The organism is Mesorhizobium sp. M0408 (genome assembly GCF_040321495.1).
In the GTDB taxonomy this organism is placed as follows: Bacteria; Pseudomonadota; Alphaproteobacteria; order Rhizobiales; family Rhizobiaceae; genus Mesorhizobium.
Map to the genome: position 1 here is coordinate 198,402 of NZ_JAMYRO010000007.1, position 25,248 is coordinate 223,649.

General features: G+C 62.8%; 28 protein-coding genes. 17 read left to right on the plus strand and 11 right to left on the minus strand.

Translation table 11 applies throughout. From position 1 onward, the window contains the following. Positions 1-7: 7 nt before the first annotated feature. The 5 genes from NKI67_RS11075 to NKI67_RS11095 form a co-directional block, all read right to left on the minus strand. Entirely contained in the window at positions 8-1,333 is a 1,326-nt protein-coding gene (locus NKI67_RS11075) for a bifunctional folylpolyglutamate synthase/dihydrofolate synthase (RefSeq protein ID WP_023677561.1), read from the minus strand. 62 nt (positions 1,334-1,395) lie between these two features. Then, positions 1,396-2,322 carry an acetyl-CoA carboxylase, carboxyltransferase subunit beta gene (gene accD, locus NKI67_RS11080; protein ID WP_023677562.1) on the minus strand — a complete coding sequence of 309 codons (927 nt, stop codon included), beginning with the start codon at positions 2,320-2,322 and terminating at the stop codon, positions 1,396-1,398. 37 nt (positions 2,323-2,359) lie between these two features. Further along, positions 2,360-3,199: a tryptophan synthase subunit alpha gene (trpA, locus tag NKI67_RS11085; protein ID WP_023677563.1), complete on the minus strand. Its 840-nt coding sequence runs from the start codon at positions 3,197-3,199 to the stop codon at positions 2,360-2,362. A gap of 2 nt (positions 3,200-3,201) precedes the next feature. After that, positions 3,202-4,452, minus strand: coding sequence for a tryptophan synthase subunit beta (gene trpB / locus NKI67_RS11090; protein ID WP_352576311.1), 1,251 nt, complete (start codon positions 4,450-4,452; stop codon positions 3,202-3,204). A gap of 33 nt (positions 4,453-4,485) precedes the next feature. Further along, positions 4,486-5,145, minus strand: a complete 660-nt coding sequence (locus tag NKI67_RS11095; protein WP_023677565.1) for a phosphoribosylanthranilate isomerase — start codon at positions 5,143-5,145, stop codon at positions 4,486-4,488. A gap of 167 nt (positions 5,146-5,312) precedes the next feature. Between NKI67_RS11095 and NKI67_RS11100 the strand changes: the two genes are divergently transcribed. Then, on the plus strand, positions 5,313-5,531 hold the full coding sequence (locus NKI67_RS11100; RefSeq protein ID WP_023677566.1) for a hypothetical protein: 219 nt from the start codon (positions 5,313-5,315) through the stop codon (positions 5,529-5,531). Positions 5,532-5,562: 31 nt separating this feature from the next. Here the strand turns inward: NKI67_RS11100 and NKI67_RS11105 are convergent, their stop codons facing one another. The 4 genes from NKI67_RS11105 to NKI67_RS11120 all read right to left on the minus strand — a co-directional run bounded on the left by NKI67_RS11105 (position 5,563) and on the right by NKI67_RS11120 (position 8,104). Beyond that, on the minus strand, positions 5,563-6,030 hold the full coding sequence (locus tag NKI67_RS11105; protein WP_031211993.1) for a hypothetical protein: 468 nt from the start codon (positions 6,028-6,030) through the stop codon (positions 5,563-5,565). 3 nt (positions 6,031-6,033) lie between these two features. Further along, positions 6,034-6,792, minus strand: coding sequence for a M48 family metallopeptidase (locus NKI67_RS11110; protein WP_023677568.1), 759 nt, complete (start codon positions 6,790-6,792; stop codon positions 6,034-6,036). A 100-nt stretch (positions 6,793-6,892) separates the two neighbouring features. Further along, positions 6,893-7,381: a DUF2852 domain-containing protein gene (locus NKI67_RS11115; RefSeq protein ID WP_023677569.1), complete on the minus strand. Its 489-nt coding sequence runs from the start codon at positions 7,379-7,381 to the stop codon at positions 6,893-6,895. Positions 7,382-7,639: 258 nt separating this feature from the next. Beyond that, complete coding sequence (locus NKI67_RS11120) at positions 7,640-8,104, minus strand: Lrp/AsnC ligand binding domain-containing protein (protein ID WP_023677570.1); 465 nt, start codon at positions 8,102-8,104, stop codon at positions 7,640-7,642. 170 nt (positions 8,105-8,274) lie between these two features. On the opposite strand from NKI67_RS11120, the gene NKI67_RS11125 reads away from it, so the two are divergent. Next, entirely contained in the window at positions 8,275-9,288 is a 1,014-nt protein-coding gene (locus tag NKI67_RS11125; protein ID WP_352645306.1) for a 1-aminocyclopropane-1-carboxylate deaminase, read from the plus strand. Positions 9,289-9,290: 2 nt separating this feature from the next. Here NKI67_RS11125 and NKI67_RS11130 read toward each other — a convergent pair whose 3' ends face one another. Further along, positions 9,291-10,058, minus strand: coding sequence for an alpha/beta hydrolase (locus NKI67_RS11130; protein ID WP_023677572.1), 768 nt, complete (start codon positions 10,056-10,058; stop codon positions 9,291-9,293). A 215-nt stretch (positions 10,059-10,273) separates the two neighbouring features. Here NKI67_RS11130 and infC point away from each other — a divergent pair, with 215 nt between their 5' ends. The 9 genes from infC to NKI67_RS11175 all read left to right on the plus strand — a co-directional run bounded on the left by infC (position 10,274) and on the right by NKI67_RS11175 (position 17,998). Then, positions 10,274-10,810 carry a translation initiation factor IF-3 gene (gene infC / locus NKI67_RS11135; RefSeq protein ID WP_023677573.1) on the plus strand — a complete coding sequence of 179 codons (537 nt, stop codon included), beginning with the start codon at positions 10,274-10,276 and terminating at the stop codon, positions 10,808-10,810. Positions 10,811-11,012: 202 nt separating this feature from the next. Continuing rightward, positions 11,013-11,654, plus strand: a complete 642-nt coding sequence (locus NKI67_RS11140) for a methyltransferase family protein (protein ID WP_023677574.1) — start codon at positions 11,013-11,015, stop codon at positions 11,652-11,654. A gap of 179 nt (positions 11,655-11,833) precedes the next feature. Further along, a complete protein-coding gene (gene rpmI, locus NKI67_RS11145; protein ID WP_006201248.1) occupies positions 11,834-12,037 on the plus strand; it encodes a 50S ribosomal protein L35 in 204 nt (67 codons plus the stop codon). 147 nt (positions 12,038-12,184) lie between these two features. Beyond that, positions 12,185-12,586, plus strand: a complete 402-nt coding sequence (gene rplT, locus NKI67_RS11150; protein WP_006201247.1) for a 50S ribosomal protein L20 — start codon at positions 12,185-12,187, stop codon at positions 12,584-12,586. 96 nt (positions 12,587-12,682) lie between these two features. Then, positions 12,683-13,768, plus strand: a complete 1,086-nt coding sequence (gene pheS, locus NKI67_RS11155) for a phenylalanine--tRNA ligase subunit alpha (RefSeq protein WP_023677575.1) — start codon at positions 12,683-12,685, stop codon at positions 13,766-13,768. 106 nt (positions 13,769-13,874) lie between these two features. Continuing rightward, entirely contained in the window at positions 13,875-16,283 is a 2,409-nt protein-coding gene (gene pheT / locus NKI67_RS11160) for a phenylalanine--tRNA ligase subunit beta (RefSeq protein WP_023677576.1), read from the plus strand. 10 nt (positions 16,284-16,293) lie between these two features. Further along, the gene (locus NKI67_RS11165) at positions 16,294-16,887 is read left to right on the plus strand and encodes a prolyl hydroxylase family protein (RefSeq protein WP_245274729.1); all 594 of its coding nucleotides are present in this window, start codon (positions 16,294-16,296) and stop codon (positions 16,885-16,887) included. 28 nt (positions 16,888-16,915) lie between these two features. Beyond that, the gene (locus NKI67_RS11170; protein ID WP_023677578.1) at positions 16,916-17,287 is read left to right on the plus strand and encodes a hypothetical protein; all 372 of its coding nucleotides are present in this window, start codon (positions 16,916-16,918) and stop codon (positions 17,285-17,287) included. A gap of 108 nt (positions 17,288-17,395) precedes the next feature. After that, entirely contained in the window at positions 17,396-17,998 is a 603-nt protein-coding gene (locus tag NKI67_RS11175; protein ID WP_023677579.1) for a nucleotidyltransferase family protein, read from the plus strand. A gap of 270 nt (positions 17,999-18,268) precedes the next feature. Here the strand turns inward: NKI67_RS11175 and NKI67_RS11180 are convergent, their stop codons facing one another. Next, on the minus strand, positions 18,269-19,264 hold the full coding sequence (locus NKI67_RS11180; RefSeq protein WP_023677580.1) for an aldo/keto reductase: 996 nt from the start codon (positions 19,262-19,264) through the stop codon (positions 18,269-18,271). 105 nt (positions 19,265-19,369) lie between these two features. Here NKI67_RS11180 and NKI67_RS11185 point away from each other — a divergent pair, with 105 nt between their 5' ends. The 6 genes from NKI67_RS11185 (at position 19,370) to NKI67_RS11210 (ending at position 25,218) form a co-directional block, all read left to right on the plus strand. Continuing rightward, positions 19,370-20,260 carry a LysR family transcriptional regulator gene (locus tag NKI67_RS11185; RefSeq protein ID WP_023677581.1) on the plus strand — a complete coding sequence of 297 codons (891 nt, stop codon included), beginning with the start codon at positions 19,370-19,372 and terminating at the stop codon, positions 20,258-20,260. 60 nt (positions 20,261-20,320) lie between these two features. Continuing rightward, on the plus strand, positions 20,321-20,899 hold the full coding sequence (locus NKI67_RS11190; RefSeq protein ID WP_023677582.1) for a cytochrome b: 579 nt from the start codon (positions 20,321-20,323) through the stop codon (positions 20,897-20,899). A 68-nt stretch (positions 20,900-20,967) separates the two neighbouring features. Next, positions 20,968-21,543, plus strand: a complete 576-nt coding sequence (locus NKI67_RS11195; RefSeq protein ID WP_023677583.1) for a YceI family protein — start codon at positions 20,968-20,970, stop codon at positions 21,541-21,543. 139 nt (positions 21,544-21,682) lie between these two features. Further along, positions 21,683-22,669, plus strand: coding sequence for a Gfo/Idh/MocA family protein (locus tag NKI67_RS11200; protein WP_023677585.1), 987 nt, complete (start codon positions 21,683-21,685; stop codon positions 22,667-22,669). Positions 22,670-22,725: 56 nt separating this feature from the next. Continuing rightward, on the plus strand, positions 22,726-24,273 hold the full coding sequence (locus tag NKI67_RS11205) for an FAD-binding dehydrogenase (RefSeq protein WP_352645310.1): 1,548 nt from the start codon (positions 22,726-22,728) through the stop codon (positions 24,271-24,273). Positions 24,274-24,432: 159 nt separating this feature from the next. Then, positions 24,433-25,218 carry a DUF899 domain-containing protein gene (locus tag NKI67_RS11210; protein WP_023677589.1) on the plus strand — a complete coding sequence of 262 codons (786 nt, stop codon included), beginning with the start codon at positions 24,433-24,435 and terminating at the stop codon, positions 25,216-25,218. Positions 25,219-25,248 lie beyond the last annotated feature (30 nt).

Consider the following 25,248-nt stretch of genomic DNA (forward strand, 5'->3'; position numbering starts at 1 on the left):
GCACGCCTCAAGCCGGCGGCGTGCCGTTTTCGGCCAATACCGCGCCGGCCAGGTAAAGTGACCCGCCAATCAGGATGCGCGGCGGCGGTCCGTCCCATGTGTCGCGCAGCAGCATCAGTGCGTTTGCAACGGAACTAACCGGTTCGGCCGACAAGCCTGCCTCGATGGCGCGGGTCGCCAGTTCGTCGTTCGGCACGCCGGCGTCGCTCAGGCTCACCGGCACGGTGTAGACGTGCCGCACCAGCCCTTTGAAGGCGCGGAAATAGCCGCTTTGGTCCTTGGTGTTGATCATGCCCGAGATCAGGAACAGCGGCCGCGGGTTCTTTTCCTCCTGCTCGGCCAGGGCCTCAGCGACGACCACGCCGGCGCCGGGATTATGGCCGCCGTCGAGCCAGATGTCGGCGCCCTTCGGCGCCAGTTCGCTCAGCCGTCCTTGCGGCAGCTTTTGCATGCGGCCCGGCCAGGCAACATTCGCCATCGCCTTCTCGGCAGCGCGGTGGCTGATCTCGAAGCCCGCCGCCTTGACCGCCGCGATCGCCGCCGCCGCATTGGCGAATTGATGGCGCCCCGGCAGGCGCGGCGGCGGCAGGTCCATCAATCCGTCTTCGTCCTGATAGACCATGCGGCCGTTTTCCTCATAGGCAAGGAAATCCTGGCCATAGACGAAGGCGGGGCAGTCGAGCCGCTCGGCGGTTTCGATGAGCACCTGCTGGGCCGTCTCGCTTTCCTGCGCGCCGATGACGACCGGGCATCCGCGCTTGATGATGCCGGCCTTTTCGGCGGCGATCAGCTCGACGCGGTCGCCGAGATAGGCTTCGTGGTCGAGCGACACCGGCATGATCACCGACACGGCCGGTTCGGCGATGACATTGGTGGCGTCGAAGCGGCCGCCAAGGCCAACCTCGAGGATGACGGCATCGGCCGGATGTTCGGAAAACAGCAGGAAGGTGACGGCGGTGAGGATTTCGAAGACGGTGATCTTCTGGCCTTGATTGGCTTTGGCGACGCGGGCGATGGCTTCGGCGAAGACCTTGTCGTCCACCAGCCTGCCGCCGCCATCTGCGGCCAGCCGGTAGCGCTCGTGCCAGTTCACCAGATGTGGCGAGGTGTGGACGTGGACGCGGTAGCCGGCGGCTTCGAGCAGCGCCCGTGAAAAAGCAGCACAGGAGCCCTTGCCGTTGGTGCCGGCGATGTGGATGACCGGCGGCAACTGGTCTTGCGGATTGCCGAGGCGCTCGAGCAGCCGCGAAATGCGGTCGAGCGAAAGGTCGAAGCCCTTCGGGTGAAGCGCCATCAGGCTTTCGATTTCGCGGTCGGCGGCAAGCGTGGTCATGAAGGAATCCTACGCGCGCGCACAACGGCACACAACAGCCGCTCGCGCCGCGTGATGTCGCGTCAGGCTTGCGGCCGGGCTTCGGCCGGTATCGCCACCGGCGGCAGGATTTCCGGCTCCCGCGGGTTTTGCTCTTCCGGCAGCTTGAGCAGCATTCTCAGCAGCCGCGCAACCGTCTGGCGCATCTCCAGCCGCGACACCACCATGTCGACCATGCCGTGTTCCATCAGATATTCGGCGCGCTGGAAGCCGTCGGGCAGCTTTTCGCGGATGGTCTGCTCGATGACGCGCGGTCCGGCAAAGCCGATCAGCGCCCCGGGCTCGGCAATGTGCACGTCGCCCAGCATGGCGTAGGAGGCGGTGACGCCGCCGGTCGTCGGGTTGGTCAGGACGACGATGTAGGGAAGGCCGGCCTCCTTCAGCCTGTCGACGCCAATCGTGGTCCGCGGCAGCTGCATGAGCGACAGGATGCCTTCCTGCATGCGGGCGCCGCCGGAGGCCGCAAACAGGATCAGCGGCCGCTTGCGCTGCAAGGCGACCTCGAAACCATGCACGATGGCGTCGCCGGCCGCCATGCCGAGCGAGCCGCCCATGAAGGCAAAATCCTGCACCGTCACCACCACCGGCAGGCCCTCGACCGTGCCCAGCGCATTGATGATGGCATCTTCCATGCCGGTCTTGGCCTTGGCATCCTTCAGCCGGTCAATGTAGCGCTTTTCGTCGCGGAACTTGAGTGGATCCTGAACGACCTTGGGGTTTTCCAGCGTCTCGTATTTGCCGTCGTCGAGGAAGAATTTCAGCCGTTCCTTTGCCGATATCTTCATATGATGGCCGGAGGACGGAATGACGAACTGGTTCTGCTCCAGATCCTTATGGAACACCATTTCACCGGTCTCGGGATCCTTGATCCACAGGTTTTCCGGCATGTCGGTGCGGCGGCCGAGCATCGAATTGATCTTCGGACGGACGTAATTGGTGATCCAGTTCATCGCTTCGGCTCCTGTCCCTTAAGAAGACGTAGGAAGATTATTCGGCGGCAGCAAGGCGAGCCGCGCGAACCCCTTGCGAAAGCCCGCTGACCAGCGTGGCGACGGCCTCGGCCGGATCGGCGGTCTTTTCGCCCTTCGGCCCGAGCACGTTGGCGACGGCATTGACAATCGCGGTGCCGACAACGACGCCGTCGGCCGACGCGCCGATGGTGCGCGCCTGCTCGGCGGTCTTGACGCCGAAGCCGACGCAGACCGGCAGGTCGGTATGGCTCTTGATGCGCTTGACTGCTGCCGCCACCTTGCCGGTGTCGGCCAGCGCCGAACCGGTAATGCCGGTCATCGAGACGTAGTAGACGAAACCCGACGTGTTCTGCAGCACCTTGGGCAGGCGCTTGTCGTCGGTGGTCGGCGTCGCCAGCCGGATGAAATTGATGCCGGCCTTGAGTGCCGGGATGCAAAGCTCCTCGTCCATCTCAGGCGGCAGGTCGACGACGATCAGCCCGTCTATACCGCTGGCCAGCGCATCGCTCAGGAAGCGCTCGACGCCGTAGATGTAGATCGGATTGTAATAGCCCATCAAGACGATCGGGGTTTCACTGTCGCCGGCGCGGAATTCCGAGGCCATCTTCAGCGTTTTGACCAGTGTCTGGCCGCCCTTCAGCGCCCGCAGGCCGGCCGCCTGGATCGCCGGGCCGTCGGCCATTGGATCGGAAAACGGCATGCCGAGCTCGATGATGTCGCTGCCGGCGCCGGGCAGCGCCTTCATGATCGACAGGGAGGTGTCGTAGTCCGGGTCGCCGCCCATGAAATAGGTGACGAGTGCCGGTCGACCTTCGGCCTTCAGCTTTGCCATGCGGCGGTCGATGCGAGTGGCCATGATCAGATCTCCATGCCCAGCATATTGGCCACTGTGTGCACGTCCTTGTCGCCACGGCCGGACAGGTTGACGATGACGATCTGGTCCTTGTCCATATCAGGCACGATCTTCACCGCCTGCGCGATGGCATGGGCCGATTCCAGCGCCGGAATGATGCCCTCGACGCGTGTCGTCAGCTGGAACGCCTCCAGCGCCTCGTCGTCGAGGATCGGCACATAGTCGACGCGGCCGGAATCGCGCAGCCATGAGTGCTCCGGCCCGACGCCGGGATAGTCGAGGCCGGCCGAGATCGAGTGGCCGTCCATGATCTGGCCGTCGGCGTTCTGCAGGAGGTAGGTGCGGTTGCCATGCAGCACGCCGGGCGCGCCGGCACTCATCGAGGCGCAATGCTCGATGCCGTCGAGCCCGCGGCCGCCGGCTTCGACGCCGATGATGCGCACCTGCCTGTCATCCAGGAAGGGATGGAACAGGCCGATGGCGTTCGAGCCGCCGCCGACACAAGCGATGATGGTGTCCGGCAGCCGGCCTTCCTGCTCGAGGATCTGGGCACGCGCCTCGGTGCCGATCACCGACTGGAAGTCGCGCACCAGCTCCGGATAGGGGTGCGGGCCGGCGGCGGTGCCGATCAGGTAATAGGTATCCTCGACATTGGTCACCCAGTCGCGCAGCGCCTCGTTCATGGCGTCCTTCAGCGTGCCGTGGCCGGCGGTCACCGGCCGCACCTCGGCGCCCAGAAGCTTCATGCGAAAGACGTTGGGGCTTTGCCGGGCGACATCGGTTGCACCCATATAGACGATACAAGGAAGCCCGAAGCGCGCCGCCACTGTAGCGGACGCGACGCCATGCTGGCCGGCGCCGGTCTCGGCGATGATCCGCGTCTTGCCCATGCGCTTGGCGAGCAGGATCTGGCCGAGGCAGTTGTTGATCTTGTGCGAGCCAGTGTGGTTCAGGTCCTCGCGCTTGAAATAGACTTTTGCGCCGCCCCCGAGGCCCTTAGCCGCGGAAACCCCGCGAAGATGCCGGGTAAGGCCTTCGGCGAAATAGAGCTTCGAAGGCCGCCCGGCGTAATGCGTCGAGAGATCGGTCAGCTCGGCCTTGAAATCCGGGTCGTTCTTGACCTCGTTCCAGTGCCGCTCCAGCTCGAGGATCAGCGGCATCAGCGTTTCGGCAACGAAACGACCGCCAAAAATGCCGAACATGCCCTGCTCGTCGGGGCCGGTGCGGAAGGAATTCGGTATCGCCGGCTTATCCATCGCCGATCTCCTGGTCTGCGGTTTGAAGCGTGGTCAGGCGGCGCGGTTGTCGCGTGCTGCCCCGACGGCCCGGAAAAATTGTTCGATCAGCGCCGGTTCCTTGACGCCCGGCGCGCTTTCCACGCCCGAAGAAATATCTATTCCGGGCGGGTTCACGAGCCGAACGGCGTCGCCGATATTTCCAGCATTGAGCCCACCGGAAAGCATGTAATCGACGCCGGCGTCAAGGCCGGCAAGAATGCGCCAGTCGAAGGCAAGACCGTTGCCGCCCGGCAATTCCGAATTCCTAGGCGGCTTGGCATCGAACAGAAAGCGGTCGGCAATGCCGACGAAGGGTTTTACCTGCTCGAGATCGGCAGCCTCGCTGACCGGCAGCGCCTTCATCACCGGCAAGCCGTAGCGCGCCTTCACCTCGGCCACCCGCTCAGGGGTTTCGGCGCCGTGAAGCTGCAGCATGTCGGGCTGCATTTTTTCGACGATCTCATCCAGAAACGCGTCGCCGGCGTCGACCGTCACCGCAACCGCCTTGGCCCTGCCGCGCGCCGCTTCGCGCAGGCGGCCAGCTTCCGCCGGCTCGACATAGCGCGGGCTTTTGGCAAAGAAAATGAAGCCGACATGGCTGGCGCCGCCGGCCAATGCCGCGGCCAGTGCCTTGTCGGTCTTCAACCCGCATATCTTGATGTCGAGCGCCATGGCGCGGGATTGGCACGAAACGGCCAAAGAGTCGAGAAAAAGCATCCTGTTTGCCGCCAGCGCGGAACGCGCTACCTTGCTAATGTAAGAGCGCAACGCGCTACCTTGCTAATCTAAGAACGCAACGCGCTGCCTTGCTCAGGCACAAAGGCGGGAGAACAAAGATCATGCCGGAAAAGACCGTCGCGGAACTCAGGCAAAAGCTGGCGCAGGCCCATGAGGTCATCGCTCATTTGATGGACAAGGCCGCCTTCAACGGCGCCGAGGCGCACCGGGCGCTGGCTTATTTCAGCAACGATGGCTTCGAGAAGGATTTCCTGCCCTGGCCGCGCCACGCCGACGAGGGGCTGCGGCCGGAGGAGTTGAACGCGGCCAATGACGATTGAGCAATTAAGCCCTGATCAAAAGCGCACTCTGTCAATGGAGTGTTCCTCCTCTCAACGCGCAACTTAGGTTGTTCATGGCCTCCAACGGAAAGTCATGTTTGCGCCAGTTTTCCTTGTAACCTTTGAGGCCATGTGTGTTCAAAACCTCACGCGCGGCACTGAGAACTGCTTCTGCGAACTCTCGCAACCCGCATGTGGCTTCAAGTTTCACCTCGCCGAAGTCGTCTGGCTCGTCAGACCAGATTTCTGAAAATTCCAGTATCTGCACTCTGACAAAAGCGCCTTCTGGCACCAGGACGAAGCGATACTCACCGGGCTCATCACAGAAGCGTGCGACCGAATACCTGGTGCCTTTCAGCGCGTTCAGCGTGGCGCCAAGCAACTCGTTGAGGGCATCGCCCAGATAAGACGCCGCCACGGTCGCCTGAAGGTCCCCAACCGTGACATCGCACATCGCCCAGCCCGCTCCAATCAGCCGGTATTCCATCCGCGCAGGCATCAATCACTCGAACGCGATCGCCTGCAGCGCGCCGCCATTGCGCTTGAGCCAGTCCTTGCAGCGCTCGGTGTCCGGGCAAAGCTGCTCGCATAATTTCCAGAATTTCGGGCCGTGGTTCATCTCCTTGAGGTGCGCCACCTCATGCGCGACGAGGTAGTTTATCACCGGCCGCGGCGCCATCATGATGCGCCAGGAAAACGACAGATTGCCGTCCGACGTGCAGGACCCCCAGCGGCTCGACGTATCCTTGAAGCGGATCGCCTTGGCCCGCTTGCCAATCGCCGCGCTGTGCTTCGTCACCAGCGCCTCGATCTCGCGCTTGGCTTCGCGCTTCAGGAAATCGGCGATGCGGCGCGGCAGATGCACGCGTTCGCCATGCACGATCATCAGCGGTCCGCGCTCGTCGCGCGACAGCGTGACGGTTCCGCGTTTCGACGGTTCATGGACGATGCGATGCGGCACACCGCGCACCGGTACCTTGATGCCGGGCCGCACCTGTGGCCGGTTGGGTACCTTGGCCAGCCTTTGCTCCAGCCAGTCCTGATGGCGGTCGAGGAATTTTTCCACCTCGCCGCGGCGCAGCCCCGGCGGCACGGTGATGCGCAGGCCGCGGCCGCCGGAGTCGATGCGCAGCGTCAGGCGGCGGGCGCGGTCGTTCTCGACGATCTTGAGCGGCAGCGTGCGGCCGGCAACGCAATGCTCGCGCTCCACGACGGGCGTGGGCTTGGGTTTCGCCGGGGTGCGGAAGAAGCCGAATGACATTCCGGGACGATACGCGATTCGAGGGAAACGAATAGAACAAAAAAGAAACGGCGCCGCTGACGCGACGCCGTTTTTGAATTATTTATCGGGGCAAGGACCTTTACTCGTCGAGCAGGCCTGGCGTGGAATTACCGCCGCGTTTGTTGTTCGTCGTCGAGCCGGTTGACCCACCGGTCGTGGGCGACGTCGACTTGTTGCGGTTGGCCATGAAGCGGTCGAACTCTTCCTGGTCCTTGGCGCGGCGCAATTCGCGGGCATATTCGTCGAACTCGCTCAGCATCTCGTCGAGCTTGCGGCGTTCCTCGGCAAGCCGCTCGAGTTCCTTTTCGCGCCAGTCGTCGAAAGCGACGTTGCCGGTGCGGGCGGAGCCATGGCCCCAGCGCGCGGCCTTGTCGGAGCCGCGGCGGCAGCCGGCGAAGATGCCGTCTGTGGCGCGATTGACGTCACGCTTGAAGCCCTCGAGCCGGTCGCCCCAGATGATGTAGGCGAGCATGGCGAAGCCGAGCGGCCAGAACACCATGAACCCGATCACCATCAACGCGATGGTCGCCGGCGTCCAGGCCGGACGGATCAATGCAGATGTGTTCATTTCTCCCAATCCTTCAGTTGGAGACAGCCAAATCCGGCTGCGTGAAATCGAAATGGGATGGAGAAAACGGCGATTCAAGACAGCGACCGCCAAAACCGGACAAGCGGCTGAAATGATTATCGCTTTTTGAGCATTTCGAGGAAAAGAGCAGTCAGGCCCCGTAAGGGGGCAATGCCGCCGACGGTTCTGTAGTGAAAATCCAGCGCCGATCGCGTCTGCTGGCTGAGTGCAATGGTTTGACGCTTCGAAGCCGTCCGTTCAAAAATCCAGAGGCGCATTGTCGACGACCTCTTTCATCACGAAGAAGGTTCTGGTCTGGCGAACGCCAGGCAGTGCGATCAATTGGTCCCCGTGGATTCGGTTGAAATCCGCCATGTCACCAACCCTGATCTTCAGAAAATAATCGAAGTCGCCTGCCACCAGATGGCAGTCGAGGATGAATTTCAGCTTGGCGACGGCCTTTTCGAATTCCGCGAAACTCTCCGGGGTCGAACGGTCGAGTACGACGCCAACCATCACCAACGCGCCTCTGTCGACCTTCTGCGGGGTCACCATCGACCTGACATGGCTGATGTAGCCTTCATCGAACAGGCGTTGCGTCCGGCGGTGGCACGTCGCCGGGCTAACAGCGACCGACTGCGCCAGCTCCGCATTGGTCAGTCGCCCATTGCCCTGGAGCAGGCGCAACATTTTCAGGTCGATCCGGTCGAGCGCTGCGCGCATGAAAGATTCTTCCGTTATTCGGATTAAGAATCGAATATATATGACATTTCAATGCCATGAAGCGATATTTTGGATATTCTGGGCTCGATCTTTGAGAGCACATTTCAAGGCAGAGCTGATAGTGTTCATCGCACCACACCGCAATGAATGGAACAAGCGAGGGCACTCTCATGCTCGAGAAATTCGAACGTTATCCGCTCACATTCGGGCCGACCCATATCGAGAAACTGGAGCGGCTTGGTGGTCATCTCGGCGGGAAGGTCGATCTCTATGCCAAGCGGGAGGATTGCAATTCCGGCCTTGCCTTCGGTGGCAATAAACTGCGCAAGCTCGAATATATCGTCCCGGACGCGATCGCCTCAAACGCCGACACACTGGTGTCGATCGGCGGCGTCCAATCCAACCATACGCGCATGGTGGCGGCCGTCGCGGCGAAGATCGGCATGAAGTGCCGCCTCGTGCAGGAAAGCTGGGTGCCCCACGAGGACGCCGTCTACGATCGCGTCGGCAATATCCTTTTGAGCCGGATCATGGGCGCTGATGTCCAGATGGTCGATGAGGGTTTCGACATCGGGATTAGGGAAAGCTGGGAACAGGCAATCGCGGATGTGAAGGCCAAGGGTGGCAAACCCTATCCAATTCCGGCCGGGGCTTCGGTACACAAATATGGCGGCCTGGGCTATGTCGGCTTTGCCGAGGAGGTCCGCGCGCAGGAGAAGGAGCTCGGCTTTGCCTTCGACTACATCGTCGTTTGTACCGTCACCGGTTCGACTCACGCCGGCATGCTGGTCGGCTTCGCCAAGGACGGCCGCGAGCGCAAGGTGATCGGCATCGACGCATCCTGCACCCCGGCGCAGACCAAGGCGCAAGTGCTCAAGATCGCGCAGAGCACCGCGACGCTGGTCGAACTCGGCAAGGAGCTCGATGAGAACGATGTCGTCCTGATCGAAGATTATGCCTATCCGGTCTACGGCGTCCCCTCGCAGGAGACGAAGGAAGCAATCCGTCTCTGCGCGCGTCTTGAAGGCATGATCACGGATCCGGTCTATGAGGGAAAATCCATGCAGGGCACGATCGATCTCGTGAGCAAGGGTTATTTTCCCAAGGGATCGAAAGTGCTCTACGCCCACCTTGGCGGCGCTCCGGCCATCAACGGATATGCTTATGCGTTCCGCAACGGCTGAATCTATCCCGCCTGCCGCACCATGGCGTCCACCGCCCGCACCAGCATGTCGAGATCCTGCGGCCGCGACAGGCGGTGGTCGCCGTCGGGAATGAGCGACAGCGTGACGTCGTCGGCCGGCAGCAGGCTGACCAGCTTCAACGCATGGCTCGACGGCACGTCGGGATCGGCAAGGCCTTGCAGGATGTGGACCGGACAGTGCGTGTCGATCGGCCCGGTCATCACCCGGTTGTTGCGGCCGTCCTCGATCAGCGCGCGCGTGTAGATGTAAGGCTCGGCTGAATAGTCCGACGGCTCCTCGAAAAAGCCCTTTTTCCTGAGGTCGCGCTTTTGCGCTCCGGTCAGCACCGGCTCGATCAGTTCAGCGGTGAAATCGGGCGCCGGGGCCAGCAGCACAAGACCTGCGATGCTGTTTTCGCCCGCCTTGCGCAATTCCTGCACCATGCGCAGCGCGATCCAGGCGCCCATCGAGGAGCCGACCAGGATCTGCCTGCCCTGGGTGAAGCGGCGGAAAACCGCCAGGCTCTCGCCCAGCCATTTCGAGATGGTGCCGTCGGCAAAGGCGCCACCCGATTCGCCGTGGCCGGAATAATCGTGGCGCAGAAAGGCGCGACCTTCTTTGCGCGCCCATTCCGACAGCGTTTCGGCCTTGGTGCCCAGCATGTCGGATTTGTAGCCGCCGAGCCAGACGATGCCGGGCTCGGCACCTGCCGCATGCCTGACGGCGATGCTCGTCCCGTCGACGTCCAGGAAGATCGGGGTGGTGGTCATGGTGTATTCCCTCACGCCGGTCTTTTGGCACAAGCGGGGGTTCAACGAAAAGTGCTCCGCCACTTTCTTCGCTTGGTGCAGAGGAGCATTCCATCGAGCAGGTGATTTCCTGAGAATGCTGTGCTATTGACTCCGACCGCGCGCTCACCACATTGCGCGTTCGCAATTCTGAACTGAAGAACCCCTTAACGAAACGGCTCAAGGAGACCACGACCATTCGCAGACCTTTCAAAGCAGCGGCGCCCACCAAGGAAGGCCCGCGCTCCAACCGTGACATCCGGGTTCCCCGGGTCCAGCTAATCGACGCCGAAGGCCAGAACCGCGGCGATGTCTCCATCAACGATGCATTGCTGCTCGCCGAAGAGGCGGGGCTCGATCTGGTCGAGATATCGCCCAATGCAGTGCCGCCCGTCGTAAAGATCCTCGATCTCGGCAAGCTGAAATACGCCAACCAGAAGAAGGCGGCCGAGGCGCGCAAGAACCAGAAGGTCATCGAGATCAAGGAGATCAAGATGCGCCCGAACATCGACAGCCACGACTATGAGACCAAGATGAAGGCCGTCCGGCGCTTTTTCGAGGAAGGCGACAAGGTCAAGCTGACATTGCGCTTCCGCGGTCGCGAGATGGCGCATATGGAACTCGGCATGCAGCTTCTGAACAAGGTTCGCGAGGAAGTGGCGCCCATCGCCAAGGTCGAAGCCGAACCGAAGCTCGAAGGCCGTCAGATGATGATGGTGCTGGCGCCCCGCTAAAGCGCGTTGCGCTTTAGTTCTGTTTTGTGCATGTCGTTGTCGCAAAACCGCTGCGCACTGTTGGGCGACGTGCATAAAATCCGCCTGAATCATGTTGCAAGGCGTCCCGGCGATCGGCGGGGCGCCTGTTTTCTTGGCCAGACGCTGCGATCGCCGGCGAGAGCAAAGACGCTCTGGTTCCCTCGACGATCGGATTCCCGACATGGTCAATGACGTCAAGCATTCGGAAGCCAAATATGGGCTGGGCAGCTACCAGCACACGCGCAGGATGGTGCTTGCCGTCGTCGTCGTCGTCCTGTTCGCGATGCTTTTGTTCGGGCAGTCGGTTTTTCCGCCCGATACGCCTGTGCATGAAACGATCGAGATGGTCGGCGTCGTGCTGATCTTTCTCGGCATCGTCGGACGCTTGTGGTCGACGCTCTATATCGGCGGTCGCAAATCCTCCGAAGTGGTGACCGGCGGACCCTATTCGATCACCCGCAACCCGCTCTATGTCTTCTCTACTTTAGCTGCCGCCGGTGTCGGCGCACAGATCGGCTCCATCACCGCCACGATCGGCTTTGGAGCGCTCTGCGCGGGTGCCTTTTACATCGTTATCCTGCGCGAGGAGAAATTCCTCAAGCAGGCTCTCGGCGCGCCATACCAGGCCTACCTGGCGAAAGTGCCGCGCTTCTTCCCGAAACTGTCGCTGTATCAGGAAGGCGACACCGGCAGCTTCAAGCCGCGCCTGCTGCGAACCACGTTACTGGACGGGCTGGTGTTCCTCGTTGCCTTGCCGGCTTTCGAACTGATCGACGGCGCCCAGCAGTCCGGCATATTGCCGGTGCTGTTCCGTTTCCCCTGAGCACTACAGTGTTGCTCGGCACGGGGTGTTGCGCGCCAGCCCGCTTTGACGTATAGGACCGCCGTTCCCAAAAAACCGCCCGGCAGGGCATGCCGTGGCGGTTTCATTTGCTTTTCGGGCTTTGGTCGGCCTGAAGCGAACAAAAAGCGCATTGGTGCGCATATAAACGGAGTAGCAAAATGCCCAAGATGAAGACCAAATCGGCCGCCAAGAAGCGGTTCAAGATCACAGGTACGGGTAAAGTTCTGTCGGCTGCGGCCGGCAAGCGTCACGGCATGATCAAGCGTTCCAACAAGTTCATTCGAAATGCCCGCGGCACGATGGTTCTGGCTGAACCGGATGGCAAGAAGGTCATCAAGAATTTTCTGCCGAACGGCCTCTAGGGCATGATGCCAAAAAGTTGCAGACTTTTTGGAAACATCATGCGCCAAAATAAGAGCATTCGGTCTGGGCACGCATTTGTTTTACGCAATTCCGAACGGAAAACCGCCAGGCACTTTTCCTGGAATTGCTTTTAAGGAGATCATGACATGGCACGCGTAAAGAGAGGCGTCACCTCGCACGCCAAGCACAAGAAGGTCCTGAAAGCCGCCAAGGGTTTTTACGGCCGTCGCAAGAACACCATCCGCATCGCCAAGCAGGCGGTGGAAAAGTCGCTGCAGTACGCCTATCGCGACCGCAAGAACCGCAAGCGCTCGTTCCGCGCGCTGTGGATCCAGCGCATCAATGCGGCGACGCATGAGCATGGCCTGACCTACGGCCGTTTCATCGACGGTCTCAACAAGGCCGGCATCGAGATCGATCGCAAGATCCTGTCGGACATGGCCATCCACGAGCCGCAGGCCTTCGCCGCACTCGTGGCCAAGGCCAAGGTCGCGCTCGAATACCTGAAGAATACCACGCCGAATGCTTTTGAAAGCGCTGTCGCTTAAGACCAGCGCTTCCCAAGCTATTCGACACTTGATTTGGGAAACCCGCGCTGGCAGGGCTGGCGCGGGTTTTTCTTTGCTTCCAATCGGATCTGGAACATGAGTGACATGGAAACTCTCGAAAATTCCCTGATGGCCGAGATCGCCTCGGCCGCCGACGAGCAGGCGATCGAGGCGGTGCGTGTCTCTGCCCTTGGCAAGAAGGGCTCGGTTTCCGAGATGCTGAAGACACTCGGCTCGATGAGCGCCGAGGAGCGACAGGTCAAAGGCCCGGCAATCAACGGCCTCAAGAACCGCGTCACCGAGGCACTTTCGGCGCGCCGCGCCGAGCTGAAAGATGTGGCGATCACGGCACGGCTTGCCGCCGAGAAGGTCGACGTCAGCTTGCCGGTCAGGCAATCGCCGGCCGAGCGCGGCCGCATCCATCCGATCAGCCAGGTTATCGACGAGATCGCGGCGATTTTCGGCGATCTCGGCTTTGCCATCGCCGAAGGTCCGGACATCGAGACCGACTATTACAATTTCACCTCGCTGAACTTCCCGGAAGGCCACCCGGCGCGCGAGATGCACGACACCTTCTTCTTCCAGCCGGACGCGCAGGGCGAGCGCAAGCTTTTGCGCACCCACACCTCGCCGGTGCAGATCCGCACCATGGAGATGCAGAAGCCGCCGATCCGCATCGTCATTCCCGGCAAGACCTACCGGCAGGATTCCGATGCCACCCACTCGCCGATGTTCCATCAGGTCGAGGGGCTGGTGATCGACAAATCGGCCAACGTCGCCAACATGAAATGGGTGCTGGAGGAGTTCTGCAAGGCCTTCTTCGAAGTGCCGAGCGTCAAGATGCGCTTCCGGCCGTCCTTCTTCCCGTTCACCGAGCCCAGCCTCGAGGTCGACATCCAGTGCGACCGTTCGCGGCCCGGCGAGGTGCGCTTCGGCGAGGGCTCGGACTGGATGGAGATCCTCGGCTGCGGCATGGTCCACCCCAATGTGCTCCGTTACGGCGGGCTCGATCCCGACGAATACCAGGGCTTCGCCTGGGGCATGGGCATCGACCGCATCGCCATGTTGAAATACGGCATGCCGGATCTGCGCACCTTCTTCGACGCCGATGTGCGCTGGCTGTCGCATTACGGTTTTAGGCCGCTTGACATGCCGACGCTGTTCGGGGGCTTGAGCGCGTGACGACCGGGCCGCAGCAAATCCGCGGGCAGCTCGCCTTCCTGCACATGTCCGACGCGCGGCCGCATAGCTTCAAGTGCAGCGTGCCCAGACCAGACGGAACACAGTCATGAAACTCACCCTCTCCTGGCTCAAGGATCATCTCGAGACCGACGCCTCGCTGGCGGAAATCGTCGAGCGTCTCACCTCGATCGGCCTCGAGGTCGAGCATGTCGACGACCGGGCGAGCCTGGCCCCCTTCGTCATTGCCAAGGTGCTGACGGCGGTCCAGCATCCCGACGCCGACCGGCTTCGCGTGCTGACCGTCGACACCGGCGACGGCAAGCCGCCGGTGCAGGTCGTGTGTGGAGCGCCGAACGCCCGCGCGGGCCTGATCGGCGCCTTTGCAGCACCGGGCACTTATATTCCCGGCATCGACGTGACGCTGACCGTCGGCAAGATCCGCGGCGTTGAAAGCCACGGCATGATGTGCTCCGAGCGCGAGCTCGAATTGTCCGAGGAGCATGACGGCATCATCGACCTTCCGGCCGATGCGCCGGTCGGCACCAGCTTCGCCGCCTATGCCCATCTCGATGATCCGCTGATCGAGATCAATCTGACGCCGAACCGGCCGGATGCGACCAGTGTCCATGGCATCGCCCGCGATCTGGCGGCGAGCGGGCTCGGCACGCTGAAGAGCGCGCCGATAGAGCCGATCCCCGGCAAGGGCGAGACGCCGGTCAAGGTGACGATCGAAGCGCCGGAGCTCTGTCCCGGCTTTGCGCTGCGCCTGGTGCGCGGCGTCAAGAACGGACCGTCGCCGAAATGGCTGCAGCAAAGGCTTCTCGCCATCGGCTTGAGGCCGATCAGCGCGCTCGTCGATATCACCAATTACGTCACCTTCGACCGCGGCCGGCCGCTGCATGTCTTCGACGCTGCGAAGGTCACCGGCAATCTCGCCGTGCGCCGGGCGCGTGATGGCGAAAAGGTGCTGTCGCTCGACGGCCGCGAATACACGCTGACGCCGGAGATGTGCGTCATCGCCGACCAGGACGGCATCGAATCGATTGCCGGCATCATGGGCGGCGAGCATTCCGGCTGCGACGAGAACACCACCGACGTGCTGATCGAGTCGGCGCTTTGGGACCCGATCACCACCGCCCGCACCGGCCGCACGCTCGGCATCATCACCGACGCGCGCTATCGGTTTGAGCGCGGCGTCGACCCGGAAATGATGGTTCCCGGCTTGGAGCTGGCGACGAAGCTGGTGCTCGATTTCTGCGGCGGTACGCCGGCGCAAACCGAAGTCGTCGGCTATGCCGGCCATCAGCCGAAGATCGTCTCGTTCCCATTGTCGGAAGTGAAGCGGCTGACCGGCATCGAAGTGCCGCGCGCGACGAGCCTCGACATTCTAGCCCGCCTCGGCTTCAAGCCGGAGGGCACGGGCGATGTCGTCAATGTGGCGGTCCCGTCCTGGCGGCCGGATGTCGACGGCAAGGCCGACCTGGTCGAGGAGGTCATGCGCATCCACGGCGTCGACAATATCGCGCCGCAGCCGCTTGGTTCGCACGATGCGGTCAACGCCAGGATCCTGACTGTGCTGCAGATCCGCACCCGCGCCGCCAAGCGGGCGCTTGCCGTGCGCGGCATGATGGAGGCCGTCACCTGGTCGTTCGTTCCGGCAAAACACGCCGAATTGTTCGGCGGCGGCCAGCAGGCGCTGAAGCTTGCCAACCCGATCGCCGCCGATATGTCGGACATGCGGCCGTCGCTGCTGCCGGGGCTGATTGCGGCAGCACAGCGCAATGCCGACAGGGGCATCGGCGATGTCGCGCTGTTCGAAGTGTCGGGCACTTACGAGGGCGACGGCGCCGACCAGCAGCGGCGTGTTGCCGCCGGCGTGCGGCGCGGCACCGCCAGGCTCGAGGGCTCCGGCCGCCATTGGGCCGGCAATGCCGGCGCCGTCGGCGTCTTCGATGCCAAGGCCGATGCGATCGCAGCACTCGAAGCCTGCGGCGCGCCGGTCGAGCGGCTGCAGATCGAGGCTGGCGGCCCGGCCTGGTATCATCCCGGCCGCTCCGGCACGATCAAGCTTGGGCCGAAGGTAATCCTTGGCACGTTTGGCGAGTTCCACCCGAAGACGCTGGAGGGGCTGGACGTCTCCGGCCCGCTCTGCGGCTTCGAAGTGTTCATCGATACCGTGCCTGAGCCGAAGGCCAAGCCGACGCGAACAAAGCCGAGGCTGGATCTGTCCGCCTTCCAGGCGGTCAAGCGCGATTTCGCCTTCGTCGTCGACAAGGCGGTCGAAGCCGGCACACTCGTTCGCGCCGCCCTTGCCGCCGACCGAAAGCTGATTTCCGGCGTCTCGGTGTTCGATGTTTTCGAGGGTGCAGCGCTCGGCGCGGCGAAGAAATCGATCGCTATCGAAGTGTCGATCCAGCCGGTCGAAAAGACGCTGACCGACGACGATTTCGAGGCGCTGGCCAAGCGCATCGTCGAGAATGTCGGCAAGCAGACCGGCGGCGTGCTCAGAACCTAGAACGGATGCGATGATGGTTCACACCAGCAAACTCTCCATCACCTGGCTGGCAACTCACATCGGGACGATCGACGGCTTCTTGGATGACCAGGAATGCGCCGATCTGATCGCTGACAGTGAACGGCACGGTTTCGAGGCGGCCAAGGTGAACAGCTCCGGCGGCGCCACCGTCCTGAAGGAGCTTCGCAATAACGACCGGGTTGTCTTCGATGACGAGGACCTTGCGGATTTGCTCTTCGCACGGGCGCGGCCTCTGCTCTATCGTGGTCTCGGCGACTGGCGCTTGACCGGGCTGAATGAGCGTTTCCGTTTCTATCGCTATGGGCCGGGCCAGAAGTTCGATTGGCACCATGACGGCTATTTCGAGCGCCACGCCTTGGAGCGCAGTCAGTTCACGTTCATGATTTATCTATCAGATGGATTTGAAGGGGGAGGAACCTCGTTTCGCGGCGAGGTGCCGGGCTATGCCGGTAGCAGTCTTCTGGTGAAGCCGAAGAAAGGAATGGCACTGGCGTTCTACCATCCGATCGAGCATCGCGGCGACGAGGTGCTGTCGGGGCGCAAGTACGTCATCCGAACGGACGTGATGTACAAGCGCCAATGAAACGCTGTCCGTTCTGCCGCTGAGCTAAATGCACCTGACCCCGCTGGAAGTGTTTTTCGTCAAGGAGTTCTGCCGTTCCGCCGGCGTTTCTCCTGACATGATGCGTGCGCTGAAAGTCAAAGACCGCAGCCGCGATCCTGTAGGGTTCATGACCACAATCGTTGCCTCATCGGTTCCCCCGGAATTGCGCTTTGAGAGTCGAGTGTTCAGTTCGCTTCGGGTAGCGTGCGTTGGACCTGACCAGCTTCTTTGCGGCATGGTGCTGTTCTTCGATGAGATTGAAGGAAAGCTAGATGCGATCGAAGGCTTTGTGTACGGCGAAGAATGGCCGCCAATCGAGGAGCCAGTCTTCTGGTCCGAGACCGACCGAACAATGAGCCTTGGGCGAGAGGGAAACTAGCCTGCAGAAATGGGCGTCACGACGCCCTTTCCGATAATTGCACAACGGATGGCGCGCTGAGGATCTAGAGGGGTTGCCGGCAGGTGACGAATCGCCCTCCAAAGGGCGATGGACCATCTGCGCTATTCAGGGCTGCCCTTCGAGGAACAGCGTGCAGTCTTTCTCGATATCGTCTCAGCCGATCCGCTGGTCGGTGAGACGCTGTCGCGGGTACGGGTGCTAGGCCTGCCGGACTGGCTGGTCGTCTCAGGCGCGCTTTACAACAGCGTCTGGAATCATCTGACCGGAAAGCCCTCGGGGTACGGCATCCGGGATGTCGACCTGTTCTATTTCGATGAGAGCGATCTGTCCTATGAAGCCGAGGACACGGTCATCCGCCGGGCGGCGAAGCAGTTCGAAGGACTGACGCTGCCGGTCGAAGTGCGCAACCAGGCGCGGGTGCATCTGTGGTTTGAGGCGCGCTTTGGCGGTTCCTATCCCAGACTGTCGTCGTCCGCCGAGGCGCTGTCCTATTTCGCTTCGAAAACCCATGCGGTCGGCGTTAGATTCGGCATCGATGGGCAACTCGCGCTCGTGGCGCCGTTCGGGCTCGACGACATCTTCTCGTTTCGCGTTACCCCGAACCGTGCACTGGATAATCGGCAGACGCACGAGATGAAGGGCGCGCGTGCCAGGGAGAACTGGCCGGAGATCAGTGTCGTGCCTTGGTAGGAAATGTCGGCGCGAGGCACCCCCCCTCTGCCCTGCCGGGCATCTCCCCCTCAAGGGGGGAGATCGGATGTCGCCTCGGCTTTCGCCAATCACCGGCGCCGGAAGGGCGGGGAGGGCGCGGGAACTGCCAATCTCCCCCCTTGAGGGGGAGATGTCCGGCAGGACAGAGGGGGTGCCTCGCGCCGAGGTCTCACAACGCTTTGCATCGCACCGTATTAGTCAAAAAGGGGTGCCGAAACGCCCCGTTTCGATTGCGCCGTCGATTGCCGTTCACCCGTTGACCAGCGCCAGCAGCTCCTCGGTATAGCGCTTGCCGACCACCTTTTCCGGCGACAGGGCGTCGCCGATGGATGCCACCTCGGCCTGGCTCAGTACGATATCGGCTGCCGCCGTATTCTGTTCGAGATGTCGGATCTTGCGGGCACCAGGGATCGGGACAATGAAGTCGCCCTGATGCAGCACCCAGGCGAGCGCCAGCTGCGCCGGCGTCACGCCCTTCCCGGCGGCCATCTTTTCCAGCACGGCGACGACCGCCGCATTGGCCGCCATGGCGTCGGCCTGGAAGCGCGGCAACCCGCGGCGCCAGTCGTCGGCGCCGAGAACATCGGGCTTGGCGATCGTGCCGGTGAGCAGGCCGCGGCCGAGCGGGCTATACGGGACAAAGCCGATGCCGAGCTCGCGGCAGACGGCAAACACTTCCCCCTCCGGATCGCGGCTCCACAGTGAATACTCGCTCTGCACGGCGGCGATCGGGTGCACGGCATGCGCCCGGCGGATGGTCGCCGCACTCGCCTCCGACAGGCCGAGCGCCCGCACCTTGCCCTCGCGCACCAGCTCGGCCATGGCGCCGACCGTATCCTCGATCGGCACGTTGGGGTCGACGCGGTGCTGGTAATAGAGATCGATCACCTCCGTATCCAACCGCTTCAATGACGCTTCGGCCACCGCCTTGACATGCTCCGGGCGGCTATCGACACCGGCCATGCGCTCCATGCCGCTGCCTTCTTCGAGGATCTTGAAGCCGAATTTGGTTGCGATCGTCACCTTGTCACGCACCGGCTTCAGCGCCTTGCCGACCAGGATTTCGTTCTCGTAAGGGCCATAGACCTCGGCCGTGTCGAAGAAATTGACCCCGATCTCGACGGCATGGCGCAGCGTGGCAATCGCCTCCGCCTCCGGCTGGCCACCATAGGCAAAGCTCATCCCCATGCAGCCGAGGCCGACCGGGTAGACGTCAAGTTCATTGCCAAGCTTGCGGGTTTGCATCACGTGTCTCCTTGTTGTGATGGTTGTGATGCCGCAGAGATAGCGTCTTGCCCTGCGTTCGATAATCGGCTCTCATTTGCACGGGCTGTTCCAAGAAATAGATCAATGAAGCGAACCCATCTTTCACAGCTCGCGGTACTGGCAACGGTCGCCCAATGCGGCAGTTTTCGCGGCGCCGCCAAGGAGCTGGCGATCGCGCCATCGGCGGTCAGCTATGCGGTGTCCAGCCTGGAAGCGTGTCTTGGCGTTCGCCTGCTGGCGCGCAGCACGCGCAGCGTCGCTCCGACCGAGGAGGGCGCGCAACTGCTCGAGCGCCTCAGGCCGGCGCTGTCGGAAATCGACCTGGCGCTGGAATCGGCGATCGAGGCGCGCGACCGGCCGGCCGGCAATCTCCGGCTGACCGTGCCGCGCACCGCGGCCCACCTGGCGCTGACGCCGAGGCTCAGCGCCTTTGCGGCTGCCTATCCCGACATCGTGCTGGAGATCGTCATCGAGGACCGCTTCACCGACGTCGTCGAGGGCGGCTTCGATGCCGGTGTGCGACTGGGCGAGAGCCTGCAGCGCGACATGATCGCGGTGCGCATCGGACCAGACCTTCGCGGCGCCGTGGTCGGCGCGCCAGCCTACTTCGAGACCGTGCCCAAGCCGCAGCATCCGCGCGATCTCGCCGCTTACCGCTGCATCCGCTTCCGCTTCTCCAGCGGCATTCTCTACCGCTGGGAATTCGAGCAAAACGGCGAGGAGATCGAGATAGCGGTGCAAGGGCCGCTGATCCTCGACGAGGACCATCTGATTGCCAATGCCGCGGTTGACGGCGCCGGGCTCGCCTTCGTGTTCGAGGACTATGTCCGCGCCGCGCTCGCCGCCGGCAAGCTCGTTCGCGTGCTGGAGGACTGGTGCCCGCGCTTCGACGGCTTCTTCGTCTATTACCCCAGCCGCCGCCAGATGCGGCCGGCGCTCAGGGCCTTTGTCGATTTTTTCAAGGTCGGCGAGTAAGCCAACCCTCCCCACAAGGGAGAGGTGGAAGAAAGCCGACCTGGCATTCGTTCACCGACCATGTCAGCACTGCCCAAAAACCAGACGGCCGGCTACGGCTGGACGGCGATCATCCTTCACTGGCTGATCGCGGCGCTCTTTATCGGCCAGTTCGTGCTCGGCTTCGTCATGGTGCGGCTGTCCAGCCAGCGCACCGCCTTCGAGCTGATCCAGCTGCATAAATCCTTCGGCTTCCTGCTGCTTGGACTGGTCATCCTGCGCATCGCCTGGCGCCTAGGCAGACCGGCCCCATCGCTGCCGCGCTCGGTCGGGCCTTTCGAGCGCCGTGCGGCGCCGCTGGTCCATCTCGCGCTTTATGCGTTTCAGCTCGCTCTGCCGTTGTCCGGCTGGGCGCTGGTCTCGGTCTCGGTGCTGGAGATCCCGACCGTGCCGTTCAATCTGTTCGTCATGCCCAATCTGCCGCTCGGTGAATCGGACACGGCAGAAAGCTTCTGGGCAGCGACGCACTGGTATCTCGCCTATGCCGGCATCGGACTTGTCGCTTTGCATCTCGCCGCAGCGCTGCGCCATCATTTCTGGCTGAGGGATACCGTGCTGACGCGCATGATCACGGCTTCGTCACATCACGACAGGGAATAGAGCGGACGGCTCATTCGTTGATGGGGCGAGGACGCAAGAAAGCGTTGCCTGCCAAGAGGACCATTTCCATGTACGCGCGCATCTTCGGATTTGCGGCCGCCGCCGCTTGTATTGCCATGCCTGTTTTCGCCGCCGTTGCCCTCGGCGACGCGGCCGGCAGCTACATCATCCGCCCGGGGAGTTCCAGCATCCACTTCTCCATCGGCAAGCTCGGCGGCGGCGGGCTCGACGGTGCCTTCGCCCGCTTCAAGGGCAGTATCCTCATCGACAACAGCGATGTCGGCCGGTCCCAGGTCAATTTCACCATCTTCCCCGAAAGCGTCGGCACCGGCCAAAGCCGCATCGATGCCTTTCTTCGCTCGGACGCGGTCTTCGACGCCGCCGACAATCCGGAGATCCAGTTCCGTTCGACCAGCGTCAAACGCACCGGCGACACGTCAGCCCTGGTTACCGGCAGGCTGACGGCGCGCGGCAAGACCTTTCAGGAAAAGTTCACGGCCGATCTCGGTGGCCTCAAGGCGGGCACGATAAAATTCCACGTCACCGGCAAGGTGCTGCGGTCGCGCTACGGCATGGATGTCGGCACGCCGATTTATTCCAACGTCGTCGACTTCGACATGACGCTGACGGGTAGAAGGGGATAGCCTTTGCAGGTTCCGCCAGGGCAGCGCGGGCATCCGGACAAGCCGCAGATGATCGCCCTGTTCGCCGCCATGCTCCCGCATTGGCTTTTCTCCTGAATTAGGGCAAACCTCCAGGCCTGCAATCGAGAGGAGAAATTTGATGTTCCGATGGGGTGTTTTGTCGACGGCCAAGATCGGCCGCGAGCAGCTTTTGCCGGCAATCGTCGAGGCGGAGAACGGCGTGCTGTCCGCGATTGCCAGCCGCGATCTGTCGAAAGCGCGGGCGCTGGGCGAACGCTTCGGTGCGCGCCACGCGTTCGGCTCCTATGAGGAGCTGCTCGCCTCCAGCGACATCGACGGCGTCTACATTCCGCTGCCGACCTCGCAGCATGTCGAATGGACGGCCAAGGCGATCGAGGCCGGCAAGCATGTTCTGGTCGAAAAACCGCTGGCGCTCGATGCCGGGGACATTCCGCCGCTGATCAAGCTGCGCGATGCCAGGAAGGTGCTGGTCTGCGAAGCCTTCATGGTCGTCTACCATCCGCAGTGGATCAAGGTGCGCGAGCTGATCGCCAACGGCGCCATCGGCCGGCTGCGCCATGTCCAGGGCGCGTTCTCCTATTACAATGTCGACCCCAACAACATGCGCAACAAGCTCGATCTCGGCGGCGGCGCGCTGCCCGACATCGGTGTCTACCCGACAGTGTCGACACGCTTTTCGACCGGCAAGGAGCCGCTGCGCGTCCAGGCGACGATCGAGCGCGACAAGACGTTCGGCACCGACATCTATTCCTCGATCCGCGCCGATTTCGGCGACTTCGAGCTGTCGTTTTACCTGTCGACGCAAATGGCGGCACGCCAGGTGATGGTCTTCCACGGCGAGAAGGGCTTCATCGAGGTGTTCTCACCGTTCAACGCCGGGCTCTACGACCATCACCGCGTCGAGCTGCACAACCAGAACCACAGCGAGGCGCAGGTGTTCCGCTTTCCCGGCACGCAGCAATACCGGCTGGAAGTCGAGGCCTTCGCGCGGGCTGCGCAGGGCGGCAAGGACCGCGTCTTCACTCTAGAAGAATCGGTGCTCAACCAGAAGGTCATCGATGCCATCTTCCGCGCCGGCGAGAAGGAAGGCTGGGAAACAGTCTAGGCCGGCCATGATCCCAAAAAGGGGACCGGTTTTTGGACGAGATCATGGCCAAATAGATGTCCGACGATGCGGATGTGATCATTGTCGGCGCCGGCCTTACCGGCCTTGTCGCGGCGGCCGAACTGACTGCGGCCGGCAAGAAGACCATCATCGTCGAGCAGGAGCCGGAACAGTCGCTTGGCGGCCAGGCATTCTGGTCGCTCGGCGGCATCTTCCTTGTCGATTCGCCCGAACAACGGCGCATGCGCATCCGCGATTCGTATGAGCTGGCGCTCGAGGACTGGCTGGGCACCGCGGCCTTCGACCGCACGGAAGATCTCTGGCCGCGCCGCTGGGCCGAGGCCTATCTCGGCTTCGCCGCCGGCGAGAAGCGCTCCTGGCTCATGCAGCGCGGCCTGAAATTCTTTCCGGTGGTCGGCTGGGCCGAGCGCGGCGGCGGCAATGCCGTCGGCCACGGCAATTCGGTGCCGCGCTTCCACATCACCTGGGGCACCGGCCCTGGCGTGCTCGAACCGTTCGTGCAGCGCGTACGCGAGGCCGAGAAACGCGGGCTGATCCGCTTCAAATTCCGTCACCGGGTCAACGAATTGACGCGGACGGGCAGCGTCGTCAACGGCGTGCGCGGCGACCTATTGGCGGCGAGCGATGCCGAGCGCGGCCGCAAGAGCTCGCGCGAGATCACCGGCGATTTCGAGCTGAAGGCGCAGGCCGTCATCGTCGCCTCCGGCGGCATCGGCGCCAATCACCAGCTGGTCCGGGAGAATTGGCCGAAGCGGATGGGCGCGCCGCCGAAACGCATGATCACTGGCGTTCCCGATCATGTCGACGGCCGCATGCTGGCGATCGTCGAAGCCGCCGGCGGCCGGCTGATCAACCGCGACCGCATGTGGCACTATGTCGAGGGCGTCAGGAACTGGGCACCGATCTGGACCGATCATGCGATCCGCATCCTGCCCGGCCCGTCATCGCTGTGGCTCGATGCGCGCGGCAAGCGCCTGCCGGTCCCGCTCTATCCCGGCTTCGACACGTTGGCCACGCTCAGCCACATCAAGCCTTTAGCCGCCAACTCGCCCCTCTACGCCGTTGCCGATGATATCGTCAATGCAGCGAAAGGGCCAGATCCCCTCGAAGCGGTAAGGACGGTCCTGGGCGACTACACCAACCGCTTTCACGCATCGGGAACACTCGCTCACGAAGAAGACGACGACGAGGTGCTTCTGCATGCGAGTCCGAACCTGACGATCTATCACATCACTCTGTCGCCCGGCCTGCAGTACCCGCCTCACAACCACCTGATGGATGCCTTGATCGGCATCTACAAGGGCAGCGAGACGAACTTCATCTATCCCGTTGCCGGCAGCGAACTCGATGTTCCCGAAAGGCAGGACATCGCAGCGCCTGCCGTGGTGCACATGGCGTCAAATACCGTGCATGCGGTTGCGAATACGGGCGGTGCGCGATCGGGTGCACTGCATGTCTACCTCGGCGATCTCACACGAACCCACCGGCAGCTGTGGAGTCCGGACAGCAACCACGCCGAGCCGTTTGACAATGACCGCTATCTGGCCGGCGCTCGGCCCATTCAGCAGTCCGGGCACGAATGAGCGCAGGGGCGTCGCGGGCGGCGAAATTGGCCGTGATCAGCGGACCCGTCGGAATCGCGTCACACTTGTCACTCTCGCCAATCCGCTATCGCCCCTATCCTGGCTCACGACCCAACACGTCGCGCCGGTGCGGCGACAAACCAGCAAGGGAGATGCACAATGACGGCACATCAGAATGGCACAGGCGAGCAGACGACGCGGCTCGCGATGAAGACACCACCGGTCGTTTCGCCTGACGCGTGGGAGGCCGCGCGCCAGCAGTTGCTCGTGAAGGAGAAGACCGTGACCCGGGCTCGCGACGCACTGGCCGCCGAGCGCCGGCGGATGCCGTGGATGGCGGTGGAGAAGACCTATACGTTCGAAGGGCCTGACGGAAAGGTGAGCCTGCTCGACCTGTTCGAGGGCCGCCGTCAACTGATCGTCTACCGCGCCTTCTTCGAGCCCGGCGTATTCGGCTGGCCCGACCACGCTTGCCGCGGCTGTTCGCTTGGGGCGGACCAGGTCGGCAACCTCGCCCATCTGAACGCCCGCGACACCACGCTTGCCTACGCCTCGCGCGCACCGCAGGCCGACATTGCGCGGCTGAAGGCGCGGATGGACTGGAAGATGCCCTGGTACACCATCACCGACAGCTTCGATGCCGATTTCGGCGTTGACGAATGGCACGGCCACAACGTGTTCATCCGCGACGGTGATCGCGTGTTCCGTACCTACTTCATCAACAACCGCGGCGACGAGGCGATGGGGACCGTATGGAGCTATCTCGACCTGTCGCCGCTCGGCCGCCAGGAGGTTTGGGAGGATTCGCCCGAGGGCTATCCGCAGACGCCGACGTACAAGTGGTGGAACTGGCACGACAATTACGGCGCCGAAGCCGTTCCCGACAAAAAGTGGGTCGAGGTGTCGGACGCCGGAGAGGCCGCGTTCCGGAACCGCACTGAATAGAACGTCTTTGGCGTCGCGGAAATGCGGCCA

Coding starts and splice junctions, on each gene's coding strand:
- NKI67_RS11105 (WP_031211993.1), bottom strand. CDS start 6,030: ATGCCTGCGCGGATGGAATACCGGCTGATTGGAGCGGGCTGGGCGATG.
- NKI67_RS11200 (WP_023677585.1), top strand. CDS start 21,683: ATGTTCCGATGGGGTGTTTTGTCGACGGCCAAGATCGGCCGCGAGCAG.
- NKI67_RS11075 (WP_023677561.1), bottom strand. CDS start 1,333: ATGACCACGCTTGCCGCCGACCGCGAAATCGAAAGCCTGATGGCGCTT.
- NKI67_RS11190 (WP_023677582.1), top strand. CDS start 20,321: ATGTCAGCACTGCCCAAAAACCAGACGGCCGGCTACGGCTGGACGGCG.
- NKI67_RS11195 (WP_023677583.1), top strand. CDS start 20,968: ATGTACGCGCGCATCTTCGGATTTGCGGCCGCCGCCGCTTGTATTGCC.
- NKI67_RS11120 (WP_023677570.1), bottom strand. CDS start 8,104: ATGCGCGCAGCGCTCGACCGGATCGACCTGAAAATGTTGCGCCTGCTC.
- trpB (WP_352576311.1), bottom strand. CDS start 4,452: ATGGATAAGCCGGCGATACCGAATTCCTTCCGCACCGGCCCCGACGAG.
- NKI67_RS11185 (WP_023677581.1), top strand. CDS start 19,370: ATGAAGCGAACCCATCTTTCACAGCTCGCGGTACTGGCAACGGTCGCC.
- NKI67_RS11140 (WP_023677574.1), top strand. CDS start 11,013: ATGGTCAATGACGTCAAGCATTCGGAAGCCAAATATGGGCTGGGCAGC.
- NKI67_RS11170 (WP_023677578.1), top strand. CDS start 16,916: ATGCACCTGACCCCGCTGGAAGTGTTTTTCGTCAAGGAGTTCTGCCGT.
- rpmI (WP_006201248.1), top strand. CDS start 11,834: ATGCCCAAGATGAAGACCAAATCGGCCGCCAAGAAGCGGTTCAAGATC.
- pheS (WP_023677575.1), top strand. CDS start 12,683: ATGAGTGACATGGAAACTCTCGAAAATTCCCTGATGGCCGAGATCGCC.
- NKI67_RS11175 (WP_023677579.1), top strand. CDS start 17,396: ATGGACCATCTGCGCTATTCAGGGCTGCCCTTCGAGGAACAGCGTGCA.
- rplT (WP_006201247.1), top strand. CDS start 12,185: ATGGCACGCGTAAAGAGAGGCGTCACCTCGCACGCCAAGCACAAGAAG.
- NKI67_RS11095 (WP_023677565.1), bottom strand. CDS start 5,145: ATGGCGCTCGACATCAAGATATGCGGGTTGAAGACCGACAAGGCACTG.
- pheT (WP_023677576.1), top strand. CDS start 13,875: ATGAAACTCACCCTCTCCTGGCTCAAGGATCATCTCGAGACCGACGCC.
- NKI67_RS11100 (WP_023677566.1), top strand. CDS start 5,313: ATGCCGGAAAAGACCGTCGCGGAACTCAGGCAAAAGCTGGCGCAGGCC.
- NKI67_RS11115 (WP_023677569.1), bottom strand. CDS start 7,381: ATGAACACATCTGCATTGATCCGTCCGGCCTGGACGCCGGCGACCATC.
- NKI67_RS11130 (WP_023677572.1), bottom strand. CDS start 10,058: ATGACCACCACCCCGATCTTCCTGGACGTCGACGGGACGAGCATCGCC.
- NKI67_RS11180 (WP_023677580.1), bottom strand. CDS start 19,264: ATGCAAACCCGCAAGCTTGGCAATGAACTTGACGTCTACCCGGTCGGC.
- NKI67_RS11210 (WP_023677589.1), top strand. CDS start 24,433: ATGACGGCACATCAGAATGGCACAGGCGAGCAGACGACGCGGCTCGCG.
- NKI67_RS11110 (WP_023677568.1), bottom strand. CDS start 6,792: ATGTCATTCGGCTTCTTCCGCACCCCGGCGAAACCCAAGCCCACGCCC.
- trpA (WP_023677563.1), bottom strand. CDS start 3,199: ATGGCCACTCGCATCGACCGCCGCATGGCAAAGCTGAAGGCCGAAGGT.
- NKI67_RS11125 (WP_352645306.1), top strand. CDS start 8,275: ATGCTCGAGAAATTCGAACGTTATCCGCTCACATTCGGGCCGACCCAT.
- NKI67_RS11165 (WP_245274729.1), top strand. CDS start 16,294: ATGATGGTTCACACCAGCAAACTCTCCATCACCTGGCTGGCAACTCAC.
- accD (WP_023677562.1), bottom strand. CDS start 2,322: ATGAACTGGATCACCAATTACGTCCGTCCGAAGATCAATTCGATGCTC.
- NKI67_RS11205 (WP_352645310.1), top strand. CDS start 22,726: ATGTCCGACGATGCGGATGTGATCATTGTCGGCGCCGGCCTTACCGGC.